Origin of the sequence: Psychrobacter okhotskensis (assembly GCF_013248965.1) — a bacterium.
Lineage (GTDB): Bacteria > Pseudomonadota > Gammaproteobacteria > Pseudomonadales > Moraxellaceae > Psychrobacter > Psychrobacter okhotskensis.
The window spans coordinates 26,867-39,718 of the sequence record NZ_JABRVQ010000004.1; the positions used below are offsets into that span (position 1 = coordinate 26,867).

At 45.6% G+C, this 12,852-nt stretch carries 10 protein-coding genes; 9 read left to right on the forward strand and 1 reads right to left on the reverse strand.

The genetic code is table 11. From position 1 onward, the window contains the following. The first annotated feature begins 212 nt into the window (after positions 1–212). The 8 genes from HQR03_RS03265 (at position 213) to HQR03_RS03300 (ending at position 10,137) form a co-directional block, all read left to right on the forward strand. Entirely contained in the window at positions 213–1,010 is a 798-nt protein-coding gene (locus HQR03_RS03265) for a transporter substrate-binding domain-containing protein (protein ID WP_037024999.1), read from the forward strand. A gap of 89 nt (positions 1,011–1,099) precedes the next feature. Then, positions 1,100–2,038, forward strand: coding sequence for a transporter substrate-binding domain-containing protein (locus HQR03_RS03270; protein ID WP_173239120.1), 939 nt, complete (start codon positions 1,100–1,102; stop codon positions 2,036–2,038). A 197-nt stretch (positions 2,039–2,235) separates the two neighbouring features. Next, positions 2,236–3,096, forward strand: a complete 861-nt coding sequence (locus HQR03_RS03275) for an ABC transporter substrate-binding protein (RefSeq protein ID WP_413772500.1) — start codon at positions 2,236–2,238, stop codon at positions 3,094–3,096. 470 nt (positions 3,097–3,566) lie between these two features. Further along, entirely contained in the window at positions 3,567–4,301 is a 735-nt protein-coding gene (locus tag HQR03_RS03280) for an ABC transporter permease (RefSeq protein ID WP_025651666.1), read from the forward strand. Positions 4,302–4,313: 12 nt separating this feature from the next. Continuing rightward, the gene (locus tag HQR03_RS03285; protein ID WP_025651665.1) at positions 4,314–5,039 is read left to right on the forward strand and encodes an ABC transporter permease; all 726 of its coding nucleotides are present in this window, start codon (positions 4,314–4,316) and stop codon (positions 5,037–5,039) included. A 95-nt stretch (positions 5,040–5,134) separates the two neighbouring features. Beyond that, the gene (locus tag HQR03_RS03290) at positions 5,135–5,851 is read left to right on the forward strand and encodes a fumarylacetoacetate hydrolase family protein (RefSeq protein ID WP_217271530.1); all 717 of its coding nucleotides are present in this window, start codon (positions 5,135–5,137) and stop codon (positions 5,849–5,851) included. 358 nt (positions 5,852–6,209) lie between these two features. After that, positions 6,210–8,420 carry a PhoX family protein gene (locus HQR03_RS03295; protein ID WP_173239121.1) on the forward strand — a complete coding sequence of 737 codons (2,211 nt, stop codon included), beginning with the start codon at positions 6,210–6,212 and terminating at the stop codon, positions 8,418–8,420. Positions 8,421–8,655: 235 nt separating this feature from the next. Then, positions 8,656–10,137 (forward strand): alpha/beta fold hydrolase, encoded by a 1,482-nt coding sequence (locus tag HQR03_RS03300; RefSeq protein WP_173239122.1) that lies wholly within the window; start codon positions 8,656–8,658, stop codon positions 10,135–10,137. A 299-nt stretch (positions 10,138–10,436) separates the two neighbouring features. Here HQR03_RS03300 and hslO read toward each other — a convergent pair whose 3' ends face one another. Then, positions 10,437–11,417, reverse strand: a complete 981-nt coding sequence (gene hslO, locus HQR03_RS03305) for an Hsp33 family molecular chaperone HslO (protein ID WP_173239123.1) — start codon at positions 11,415–11,417, stop codon at positions 10,437–10,439. A 417-nt stretch (positions 11,418–11,834) separates the two neighbouring features. On the opposite strand from hslO, the gene HQR03_RS03310 reads away from it, so the two are divergent. After that, positions 11,835–12,815: a glutamate/aspartate ABC transporter substrate-binding protein gene (locus HQR03_RS03310; protein ID WP_272487607.1), complete on the forward strand. Its 981-nt coding sequence runs from the start codon at positions 11,835–11,837 to the stop codon at positions 12,813–12,815. Positions 12,816–12,852: the final 37 nt, after the last annotated feature.

Here is a 12,852-nt window from a genome sequence, read left to right on the forward strand (position 1 = left end):
AGTACCGTTGACCATTTATTACCCAATAATAACAGTCGGTATGCAAAACGTTTGTTTTTGATATTTTACTCAGGTATTATCAAAAGGTTGACAGGCGGTCGTTAATAACGGTTGCTTGCATTTTCTGCTATCTATATTGCTTGTCTGGCAGGGAAGTCAGAGAACAAAATATCAGAACCCTAAAAAACCCATTAGAACTTAAGGAATGTATGATGTCGAATTCTCGCCTATTATGGTCATCGATGACCGTCACTGCAGCGTTAATGCTGAGTGCTTGTAGTCAACCTGCTGATGAAACGGCTGCTACCAACGCCGATGCGCCAGCAGCAGAAACGGCTGGCAAAACCATTCGTATCGCAACCGAAGGCGCTTACCCTCCTTTTAACTACACCAATGCCGATGGTACGCTGGCCGGTTTTGATATTGACGTTGCCAATGCCCTGTGTGATCAGATGCAAGCCAAATGTGAAATCGTTGCCCAAGATTGGGACGGTATCATTCCGGGTTTGTTGGCACAAAAGTATGATGCTGTGGTCGCTGGTATGTCTATCACCGCTGAACGCCAAGAAAAAGTCGATTTCAGTGAGCCCTATTTTGCCAATACTATGGTATGGCTGACCGATACCAAAGGCAGCTTTGATCCGATGGCAATCAAAAACCTAACCCTTGGCGGTCAACGTTCAACGACGCCAGGCGCGTACCTACAAGACAACTATGAAGGCAAAGACGGCAACACCGTCAAGCTTTATGACAATTATGACAATGCTTATCTGGATCTAAAATCTGGACGTAGCGATGCGGTATTGGCTGAAAAAGTCTCAGCCAAGTCATGGTTAGCAGACAATACTGAAGGCTTCGGCGTCGTTGGTGATGAGATTGATAACGACGATAATATTGCTATTGCTGTCCGTAAAGGCGACCCACTCAGAGACGAATTTAACAAAGCGCTTAGCGAAATCCGTAGTAATGGTGAGCTGGCACGTCTTGAGCAAATTAATTTTGATCAGTAAGCGTTGATGAATAAGCTTTAACGAATAAGCGTCGATCAACGAATAGTGGGTTAATACACGGCTGGTAAATATATTAAGGAATAGCAAACATGACCATTTCAATGACATCATTAATGACCAAAAAAGCCTTTTGGCTTGCGCCGCTCAGCGCTGCCATGCTAATGCTAGCAGGGTGTAATAATAGCTCAGCACCAACAGACAGTGCCGAAGCTGATGCGGCAACTGATACACCGTTGAACATCAAAATCGCCACCGAATCAAGCTATAAGCCTTTTAGCTACACAGATGCCGATGGCAAACTGATCGGCTATGAGATTGAGCTGGTCGATGCACTATGTGCGCAAATGAAAGCAGAGTGTGAAGTCATCTCCCAAGATTGGGATGGTCTGATTCCGGGACTGAATGCACAGAAATTTGATGCGGCCATCGCAGGGATGTCAATCACCCCTGAGCGTAAAGAAGTCGTGGAATTTAGCGACCCTTACTTCCACAGTGGCATCATCTTAATCGGTAAAAAAGGTGATGATATCAGCGTAGAAGCTCTCAAAGGCCAGCCCGTCGCCTCACAGCGCTCAACGGTTGCGTCACAGTACTTGCAGGACGAACATGCCGATGCCGATGTCAAGCTTTATGATACTCAGGACAACGCTTATCTAGATCTCACCTCAGGTCGTGTACGTGCGATGATGTCTGATAAAGTAACGGGTATTGACTGGCTAAAAACGGAAGCGGGCAAAGACTACGAAGTCAAAGGTCAAGAGATCAGCACCAATGATGACGCCATGGGTATTGCCTTCCGTAAAGGTGATCCACTAGTTGCCAAATTTAACGCAGCATTGGCAGAGCTAAAAGCCAATGGCACCTATGATCAAATCACTGGCAGCTATTTTGGTACTAGCACAACGGCTGCTGCACAAAAAACAGCCGCTAATGGTAGTGTTGAGCAAGTGGTTGTCGTTGATGAAGGTAATGTCGATGCCAATGCAGTGATTGCTGAAGAAGAACAAACAGAAACGGCAACCAACTAGGACGAGTTTGGCCTAGGGCATGTCCTAATATGAGACACGCCCTAATAAAAGGCAGGCGTTGTTTTACTAAGCTGTTTTCTACTGTATAAATATCAAGGATGATCATGAGCCACTATCTTATCCCAGCCCTCAATATGACTCGTACCTCAATCAGAACGCTGGTAACGACCAGCCGCTGGTCTATGCCGCTGTTGGGCATGGCTGCTGTCTTTACTTTAGCGGGTTGTAACAACAGTCAAAACAGTGCTGACGACAGCAACTCTGCAGCTAATGAGACCACTGAGACCGCAACTGCGGCGACAGAGGAGGTGCTACGTATCGGTACTGAAGGCGCTTATGCTCCTTTCAACTATACCAATGCAGATGGCACACTCGGCGGCTTCGATGTGGATATGGCCAATGCCCTTTGCGATGATATGCAAGTCACCTGCGAGATTACTGCCCAAGACTGGGATGGTATTATCCCTGGTCTCAAGGCTGGTAAATATGATGCCATCGTCGCGGCGATGTCAGTGACCCCTGAGCGTGAGCAACAAGTTGCCTTTACGAATCCTTACTTTAGTAATACGTTGGTTTTTTTGGCCAAAAAAGACAGCAGCTTTGAGCCAAGCAACAGCGATGATATCAATGCGCACTCGATTGCCGCGCAGCGCTCGACCATCTCTTCGCAGTGGTTAGAGAATACGTATCCAAAAGCCAATATGAAGCTCTATGATACCTTGAGTAATGCCTTTTTAGATTTGGGTTCCGGTCGCGTTGATGCAATGATATCTGACAAACTACCGGCGTTAGAGTGGCTTAGCTCACCCACAGGCAGTAATTATGTTCTAAAAGGTGATGAGATTGATATTAATGATAACTTTGCCATAGCGGTGCGTCCTAATGATGAGGCACTACAAGCAAAGATCAATCAGTCATTAGCCAATCTAAAGGCCAATGGTACTTATGACAAAATCAATCAAAAGTACTTTGCCGTGCCAGCCGCTAGTAACAGCATAGTTACGGACGCTACGTTAGAAAATACTGAGCAGCCAGTGGTAGATAGCACCGCGCAATAACCGTTTAATATAAATATTATCGTAAGGTTTGAAACTTTAGTATTAATAACGAGGACATTACTATAATGGTGATGTCCTTTTTTATTGTTTTATAGAATGCCTTATAACCTTTTGTGTAATAATTTGAACGCTTCGATGACATCTTGCTGATTGAATCAATATTGAGGGTCAACTTTGGTCAAATCTTGCTTATTTATTTTCTTTTTGTAGAGATAAGTGGCGATTTAGGGCGCGCTTTTACGTGTCAGTATTAACATAGCGGCGAGCGAATATGATAAAATCGGCGCTCATTTCTACTGTGTCAATTACCGCTTCTATGATGGTATTAATCTGTTGTCGTGCTATTAAACAGATTGTCCGTATCAATTTGATATAAAATACGGTTATAGGCAGCGCTCAGCTATTGATGCTGATTCTTTTAACTCATATTTTGCTAATATTGCTAATATAAAGAGACTGAGTGGATAATTGTGTTTGATTTACAAGGATTTGGCGCGCTTCTATTAAGCGGCGCTACCGTCACCATACAACTTGCCATGACCAGTTTAGTCATCGGCATGTTTTTAGGTCTGCTCGGTGCCACAGCTAAGCTGTCAAATATCTGGCTGCTACGTAAGCTTGCGACTGTTTATACCGCCACTATGCGCGGGATTCCTGAGCTGCTCTTGGTGCTGTTTATCTATTATGGCGGCTCTATACTGCTGATGAGCATTCTCAAAAAGTTCGGCTATAACGACTATGTCGAAATTAGTGCTTTTTGGGGCGGCGTCATGGCGTTGTCGATTGCTTTTGGTGCCTATGCGACTGAAATTTTCCGCATGTCGATTCAAGAGATTCCGATAGGCCAACGTGAGGCGGCGCAAGCGATAGGCATGCGTCCTTTTCAGACCTTTTATCGTATTACCCTACCGCAAGTATGGCAGATTGCGCTGCCCGGATTGGGCAATCTATTTTTGGTGTTGCTCAAGGACACGGCATTGGTATCGGTGGTTGGTCTCAAAGATATCATGTATCAGTCTTCGCGCGCGGCGCAGTCAACACAGCAGCCGTTTACTTTTTATATGGCGGCGGCGATTATCTATCTGGGTTTAACCGTGCTGATTACGGGTTTTATGATGTGGCTTGAATGGCGTGCCAACCCAGCGGCGCGCTATGCTAAAAAGCTGAGTCGTCAATCCGTTCAACGTCAATCGACCATAGGATAGAGGAGAGATACTATGGATTGGAATTGGCAGGTTATTTTTGAGCATATCCCTGACTTACTAGGCGGCGCGGTTTTGACCGTTCAGCTTGTGGTCATCTCAGGTATTATAGGACTGTTCTTTGGTCTGATTTTAGCGCTGTTACGACTGTCTAAAAATTGGGTGGTACAGATACTGCCCTTTTTATATATCTTCTTTTTCCGTGGCACGCCACTACTGGTGCAGATATTTTTGATTTATTATGGTCTTGGTCAGTTCGAAGCGGTACGTGATTCATTCTTATGGGAGCCAGTGCTGAGCCAAGCCTATTGGTGTGCCATCATTGCCTTCACGCTCAATACCAGCGCTTATTTGGCAGAAATCATTCGCGGCGCGATTCAAAACATTCCCGTGGGCGAGCTCGAAGCTGCTGATGCGATTGGGATGTCAAAATGGCAGAAGCTGACTCGTATTACCTTACCGCGTGCTTTTGGCATTGTGATTCCCGCTTACAGTAACGAAGTTATCTTTATGCTAAAGGGCAGCGCTCTGGCGTCAACCATTGCTTTGATGGATATTACGGGCGTTGCTCGTACGATTAGTGCCCGTACTTATACCTTGATGGAATTGTTCTTTGCAGCCGGTATCGTCTATTTGTTGTTATCGTGGGTGATCTTATTTAGCTTTAGACTGTTTGAAAAAAGAATGAACCGTCATGCCAGCTATGTGCCACCAGATGTGATGACCAATACGATTCCTTAATGATTTATTATTAAAGTGATTTATCGCTAAAGTCATATTGGATAATACTAAATTTGCCAATAAAAATTTCCATAATTTTGCTGTGAGAGTCTAGTATGAGCCAATCACCACATATGTCATTAGTCGATGCCATTGCCGCAAATGTCAATGATGATGACGGCGCTGCGAGTGTCAATCAGAGCTTACGCGCACCCATCGGAAAGGTCGTCTGCGTCGGTCGTAACTATGCCGCTCATGCTCACGAATTGGGTAATGAGGTGCCAGCCGCGCCCATGCTATTTATGAAGCCAGCCTCTGCGGTGGTCTCTATTCGTCAAGGCGTTATCCGCCCAAATCCAGAAGTATTCGGCGATACGCATTATGAAGCGGAACTATGCGTTCAGCTATCGGCAGACCTATCAGCCGCGACGATTGAGCAAGCCCAGCGGGCGATTGGTGGCGTGACCTTAGGACTAGATTTGACCTTGCGTGACTTGCAAACTGAGTTAAAAGAAAAAGGTCATCCATGGGAGCGTGCCAAGTGTTTCGACGGTGCTTGTGTACTCGCTGACTGGCTCGACCCGCAAGCCTTCGGTGACTTTACCGATGTGCATTATCAACTGACCATCAATGACACGCTTAAGCAAGATGGTGAGAGCGCTTTGATGTTGTTTCCGGTTTATGAATTATTGGCCAATATCAGTCATGCGTTTAGCTTGCAAGCAGGCGATGTCATCATGACTGGCACGCCAAGCGGTGTGGGTATATTGCATGCAGGTGATAAGCTCATGCTAAAGTTGGGCGCACATGAATGGCAGGCGCAAGTGCAATAAACTTGCTAAGTTCGTTGTCTATAGTTAATCCACTATAAAAGTGTGACAGCGTTAACCTCGCTTGAAGTATGACTGGTACCTCTACACTTGGTTACCTTGTACTACTTTCAAATCGAACAGTCTATAGTAATAAAAAATCCCAAGTCAACGCTTGGGATTTTTGTTTTATTAGTGGCTATAAAAGCTCTTCATCAGCGATTCTTTATCAAAAGGATTGTCATCAAACTGTCATCTGGCTTTCAACGTACTGTCATAAATGCTCGGTAGACTTAAGTGTAATTCGTATTGTTGTGGCGGACAAGATACCACCGCAACGAGCCTTTTTATGCCAACCCAGCCAACAGCAAGGTGACTGATAATGACAGTATTGAATAATAAGCAACTGCTTGCCCACGAAGTCGTTGAGGACTCTAACCCTAGCGATAATATAGATTTTCAAACCATTATTAGCCGCCGCTTGAATCGCCGCAGTATCTTAAAAGGTGGCACAGGATTGACAGCAGCCGCTTTTTTTGGCGCGTTACCGTTGGTTGGCTGTAGTGACGACGATGACAGTAATACTATCGATAATAGCGCAGGCAACAATGACAATGCTGCTATTCCTGCACAAGGTGATCTCAAGCGTCCGGAAGCCTTGAAGTTTACCGCAGTGGCGCATTCCACTGCCGAAACGATGAGCGTCGCTGAAGGCTACAAAGCGGAGATGATATTACCACTGGGTACGCCACTCATGTCTGGTATCGATGACTGGAAAGACAATCGTGAGCAGTCTGCTGAATCGTTTGAATGGCGTATGGGTGACAATCATGATGGCATGTGGTTCTTTGGTAAGAAAGGCGGCGCGTATGATGCTAAAGCGTCAGATAATGGTCTGCTGGTCATGAACCATGAGTACGTGAATAGTAGCGAGCTTAGCCCGTTTGGCTATTATGTGACTCAAGATAATGATGCTGCGCCGATATTCCAGAACCGTCGCCTCGCGAGCGATGTACGCCGAGAGGTTAATTGCCATGGCGTTGCGGTGGTTGAGATGAGTCGACGCGCCAATGGGATAGGCTATGAGATGGTGACTGATTCAAAATACAATCGCCGTATTACCAGTAGTACCACGACGCAATTGGCGGGGCCTGTTGCTGGTTCTGATTTGGTTAAGACCAAATTTGACCCGACCGGTTTTCAGACTCGCGGCATCAATAATAATTGTGGTGCAGGGCTGTCACCTTGGGGCACGTATCTGACCACCGAAGAGAACTTCCTAGGGGTATTCGCGCGTGGACAAGATGCCAGTCAATTGAGTGCTGAACATAACTATGGTCGTAAGCGCTATGGGGCAACAGAGAACTTTGCTGGCTTTGAATATTTATGGCACACACCTGAGGCCAAAGACGCCAAAATCCCTGACGAATTCTCACGTTGGGACATGACTGCCGTTGGAGCAAGCGCTGCCGATGATTACCGTAATGGCTTTAATACCTTTGGTTATATCACCGAAATTGACCCGTTTGAGCCGCAATCCGTACCACGAAAGCGTACCGCACTAGGGCGTTTCGCGCATGAAAACTGTGCCTACGCGCCTGTTGAGCAAGGCAAGCCCGTGGTCTTTTATATGGGCGATGATGCGCGCGGTGAGTATATCTATAAATTCGTCTCCAAAGCCACATGGTCAAATACTGATATCGGTGGCGGCCTAAAAGCTGGCGACAAGTATATGAATGAGGGCACGCTCTACGTCGCGACCTTTAATGAAAATGGTCGAGGCGAATGGAAGGCACTGATTCATGGTCAAAATGGACTGGACGCTTCTAATCGCGACCTGCCTTTCAATGGACAGGATGAGGTTTTAATCTTTGTCCGTGCTGCTGCTGACGCGCTAGGTGCAACCAAGATGGATCGACCTGAATGGGTGTCAGTCAGCCCCATGACTGGCGAGGTGTACGTGACCTTGACCAATAATAAATATCGCGGCGAGCGTGACGACCAGCCCGTTTCAGCATCCAATCCGCGCAGCTATGAAGCAGGTGGCAAAGCGCGTGGCAATGACAATGGGCATATCATCCGCTGGGCAGAAGCGGGCGGCGATCATGCGGCAACGACCTTTGAATGGGATATTTATCTGTTTGCTGCGCCTAGTGGTTTGTCCGCAGAGAATTTATCGCAGTTAAATGCCAGCAATGATTTGTCCTCGCCAGACGGCTTATACTTTGACCCACGTGGTGTGTTGTGGATTCAGACCGATGATGGTGCGTATACCGATACCACGAACTGCATGTTACTGGCGGCGCTACCGGGCAAGGTGAATGATGGTGCGCTGACCACCACTTCGGCTGGGCAACAAACGCCAGTCGGCATGCTTGCTAGTGATAACAATATCAAACGTTTTTTCGTTGGTCCTGAGGGCTGCGAAGTGACAGGTATTACCATGACGCCAGATTTTAAAACGCTGTTTATCAATATTCAGCATCCTGGTAATACTTGGGGCGCCATCGCTGGTGGCAGTACGCCACGTTCAGCCACGGTCATGATTACGCGCGAGGATGGCGATGTTATACTGGCCGAGTCCTTTATATAAGCGATTAACTATATATAACAAATTTATAAAAAATTAATCAGTCAAAAAAATCCCAAGTAATGGCTTGGGATTCTTTTGTTTTTATGAGATCAATGACATCGTCTAAGGCTTATCTCTATAAAATTATTAAGTTATTTGTCAAGAAACATACGCGAAGGTCAAATCATTCCCTTCTATTTAGCTCATTTAAAGGATAGTATGTAAAACTATCCTCTTTGCTGAATGTTTCACTATTATGAATCGTCCAAATTTATCTTATGCTGATAGTGTTATCCCTGATAGCGCTAACAGCGATGCCCGCAACCGCCATGAACTTGAGGCGCATTTCGTCTCAGACGATAGCATGCCGCTGCATGGTGATTTGTACGAGCAAATAGACCAGCTTGAAGCCATCGATGTCGATGAGTTGGTCAAACTATTGGCAGATGATAACAATGCGACAACGTCGCGTGAGCCTATCTCGTTGGCTGATTTTTTTGAGGGCTTAGCACAGCTGGCGACGATGGGGGTGGTTGAGGTCACTGAGATTGTAGAAGCCATCCACCGCGAAGTTATCTTGCGTCCTTTGGGGCGTTTTAACGAAGGCAATGTTAACAATTGGCAACGTGGTATCACCGGACGCATCTATGGCACGATACGCCATATCATGCTGATGGTGGGCAATAATCTCGCATCGGTGCTGCGTATCTACAAAAACATCATTAGTCAAAAAAGTGCGCGACCACTACCAGATTCGTTAAAAAAGCTGGTCAATGTCCTCAATGGTGTCATGGGCGATCACCTCGTGAATAATGGTAATGCGCTTGCGGTGCCGATGGTGCTATACGACAGAGACGGCAATCTGCAACGTGACGCGCTATCAGGGCGTGTCACCATTTTGTGTCATGGTTTGTGTATGAGCCACTTGAGCTGGCAATCGCGAGAAGGTAATGGTATCGATGATGCCATCAAGAACACCCAGCCAGACACTACTGTGCTGTTGCTGGACTACAATACTGGCCGACGCATCTCACGCAGTGGTCGTAAATTCTCGCAATTGCTAAAAGACTTAGTGGATAACAATCCAAACATCAGTCAGATAGATCTGGTCGGGCACAGTATGGGCGGCTTGGTCGCTCGTAGTGCACTGTTTTATGGTCAGCAAGAACGCTTGGATTGGGTCAAACGGGTGGGCAATCTTATCACGTTAGGCTCGCCGCATCATGGGGCTGTCCTTGAGCGCATCGGCAACCACGTCCAAGATATTATCGCCAAGCTACCCTTTGCAGGCTCACTTGCCAAGTTAGGCGATATGCGAAGTGCCGGTATTATTGATCTGCGTCATGGTAGCATTCGGGATGCTGATTGGAAGTCTCTAGAAGGTCGTAGCGTGCTACCACAAGATTTCCGCCATCCTGCACGGCTGCCAAGTGGTATCAAAACATATTTTGTCGCTAGTGCCTTGGTCGAGACTCATTATGATTCAAAGATGACAGATTTACTTGGCGATAGCTTGGTATCGGTCGCATCAGCGCTAGGCGAGGATGATGCCGAGCATGCGTTATTTGTCCCAGATGGTCATAAAGCGGTGTTTTATGGCGTCAATCATATGAACTTAATTCATAGTAGAAGGGTGCGTGAGCAAGTCGTTGAATGGTTGCTTGATAATGGAAAAAGCGATTATGCTGGTAGAACGCGCATATATTCTTATCCTAGGAGTTTAGATATAGCGGTGTAGAAAGGTACTGAGCTGTTATTCGCAGTCATTTATCATTAAAAAAACTCATCCATTATTAGGGCATGTCCTCAATTCAAGCGCTTGTCTCTAAATGGGCTAAATCTTGCCAAGTATCGTCAAATAGCTGATTAATATCCCGATATTATTTGCGCTATTTTCCTCATTTGACGGCAGTTTATCTCATTTTTATGACCATTTTTAAAATGAGGACACGCCCTAATGACTCTGTTAAAAAACAAAAACCCCTCAAGCAGCATACTTGAGGGATTTTTATAATAATTGGTTTGCATTAATACAAATTAGTCAGCAAATACTGCTGCGACATCGTCTTTATTAAATTTATAAACTTCACCGCAAAAGCCGCAATCCATCTCAAACGTACCGCCTTGCTCTTCGACGATCTCTAAGGCTTCTGCTTCACCGATTTGCTCAATCGCCATTTCACACTTCTCGCGTGAGCAGGTACAACCAAATGCCAAAGCAACAGGATCGGGCGCTACGACGTTTTCTTCGTTATATAATCGATAAATAATCTCGTTGGCATCCAGCGTGGTCAATTCTTCTGCTTTTACTGTACGAGTTAGCACACTTAAACGTGTCCACAAATCATCATCGATGCCCGCGTCTTCGTTTTGCTCGACTTCATAGGTTTCCTCAGCCGTACGCGGTAGCATCTGTACTAAAATACCACCTGCCTGTAGGCCATCAGACGCCAAGTTAATCAGCGTTGGAATCTGCGCAGATTGCTTTTGATAATGCGCTAAGCAGTCAGCCAAGTTGTCATGACTGCGCTCGACGATACCTTGGTATGGCTCACCGCCATCAGGCTGAATATTGATAAACAATACGCCTTGTCCCATCGCACCAAGTTCAGCAAACGCTTCTTTGGCATGGGTCATATTGTCCCACGCTTGTACCTGCTCATCCGTCTCGCCTTTCCAGCTAGCAAGCGCACGAATGATACCGTCTTGATCACATTCTGCCATTGCCCAATTGAGCAGGCTATCGCTGTCTGATGATTGCAGTTGAATCGATAGACGACCATTGATTTTAACGGTACTGATCAGCAAACTTGCCGCTGTCAGCATTTCACCCAATAAGCGTTTTAGCGCTTCAGGATAAGGCTTTTGAGCAATGGTGCTCGCATAGCTGCGTGATAGGCGCACCACGTCACCGCGTACGGGCGAGTCTTCGATAAAAAAGCGTTGGCGGATATCGTTATCAGTAGGGTTGCCAGCAGTTTGGTTGTCCACATTTGGGACTTGAGTATCTTGGGTCATAAGTCATTTGTAGTATTAAGAAGTTGTTAGCTTTATGGGGATTGCTCAGGATTTATCAATCGTATTTACTCGATTGCTTTAAAGTCTGAAGACATTTATTTAGCATAAATGTCATTATTAATTAACCTGATGTTTATCAATATATCTGTCATTGTGTACTTCAATGTATCTGTCGATATTTCTTGCAATGGCTGGCTTTCATTCAATCGTTGCGTCTTGGTATAGCACTTAAAAATGAAAGTCGTCGTTTCATTAAAAAAAGTTTACCACCACCCGCAAATTTGTTGTACAGTAACATTAAGTTGCATTATGATAAATAACAGCAACAACTGCACGGATGCAGGGCGATACTGTCAAATCAATAAGCTTCATGTCGCTCAAGTATCCTTTCAATATTGTGATAAAAGGATGTATCTCATGACCTACTTATTCTCCAAACCGTTGACTCTGGTTGCGTTTATGGCATTAGCCCTAACGGGCTGTAATAATAGCAACCAAACCACTGACGAGTCAGCAGCAGGCGATGCGACCGCCACAGAAGCGGCAGCAAATCCTAACGGTACGCTACAAAAAATCAAAGATTCAGGCACTATCGTCGTCGGTCACCGTGACTCCTCTATTCCATTCTCCTATATCGCTGATGATCCTAATCAGCCTATCGGCTATGCCCATGATTTAGAAATGAAAGTGGTGGAAGCAGTCAAGCAAAAGTTAAACATGCCCGATCTAAAAATTCGTTATAACCTGATCACCTCACAAACCCGTATCCCATTGGTACAAAACGGTACGGTAGATTTCGAATGTGGCTCAACGACCAACAACGAAGAGCGCCAAAAACAGGTAGCGTTCTCCAATGGTTTCTTCGAAATCGGCACTCGTCTATTGACCAAAAAAGATTCAGGTATCAATGATTTTGCTGACTTAAAGGATAAAACCCTAGTCACCACGTCGGGTACGACCTCAGAGCGTTACATCCGTCAGTACAATGATGATAATAAAATGAATACCAATATTATCTCAGCAAAAGATCATGGCGAAGGCTTCTTGATGCTAGAAAACGGCCGTGCGGATGCCTTTATGATGGACGATGTCTTGCTGGCTGGCGAAAAAGCCAAAGCAAAAAATCCTGATGAATGGGTCATCGTCGGTGAGCCACAATCGTTTGAGATCTATGGTTGTATGATGCGTAAAGATGATCCTGAGTTCAAAGCCGTGGTCGATGAAGCGCTTGCCAATGTTTATAGTTCTGGTGAGATTAATAGCATCTATGACAAATGGTTCTTGAACCCAATTCCACCGAAAAACGTCAATCTAAACTTTGAGATGTCAGACAACTTAAAAGCTTTGATTGCCAATCCGCATGATAGCGCTCAGCCTAAAGCTGCGACTGCGCAATAACGTTCCTTGTCCCACCACATAGCTTGCTGACGTGCTC

Excerpts from the sequence above, each read along its gene's own strand:
- HQR03_RS03265 (WP_037024999.1), top strand. The coding sequence starts at position 213 with ATGTCGAATTCTCGCCTATTATGGTCATCGATGACCGTCACTGCAGCG.
- HQR03_RS03270 (WP_173239120.1), top strand. The coding sequence starts at position 1,100 with ATGACCATTTCAATGACATCATTAATGACCAAAAAAGCCTTTTGGCTT.
- HQR03_RS03275 (WP_413772500.1), top strand. The coding sequence starts at position 2,236 with ATGGCTGCTGTCTTTACTTTAGCGGGTTGTAACAACAGTCAAAACAGT.
- HQR03_RS03285 (WP_025651665.1), top strand. The coding sequence starts at position 4,314 with ATGGATTGGAATTGGCAGGTTATTTTTGAGCATATCCCTGACTTACTA.
- HQR03_RS03290 (WP_217271530.1), top strand. The coding sequence starts at position 5,135 with ATGAGCCAATCACCACATATGTCATTAGTCGATGCCATTGCCGCAAAT.
- HQR03_RS03295 (WP_173239121.1), top strand. The coding sequence starts at position 6,210 with ATGACAGTATTGAATAATAAGCAACTGCTTGCCCACGAAGTCGTTGAG.
- HQR03_RS03300 (WP_173239122.1), top strand. The coding sequence starts at position 8,656 with ATGAATCGTCCAAATTTATCTTATGCTGATAGTGTTATCCCTGATAGC.
- hslO (WP_173239123.1), bottom strand. The coding sequence starts at position 11,417 with ATGACCCAAGATACTCAAGTCCCAAATGTGGACAACCAAACTGCTGGC.
- HQR03_RS03310 (WP_272487607.1), top strand. The coding sequence starts at position 11,835 with ATGACCTACTTATTCTCCAAACCGTTGACTCTGGTTGCGTTTATGGCA.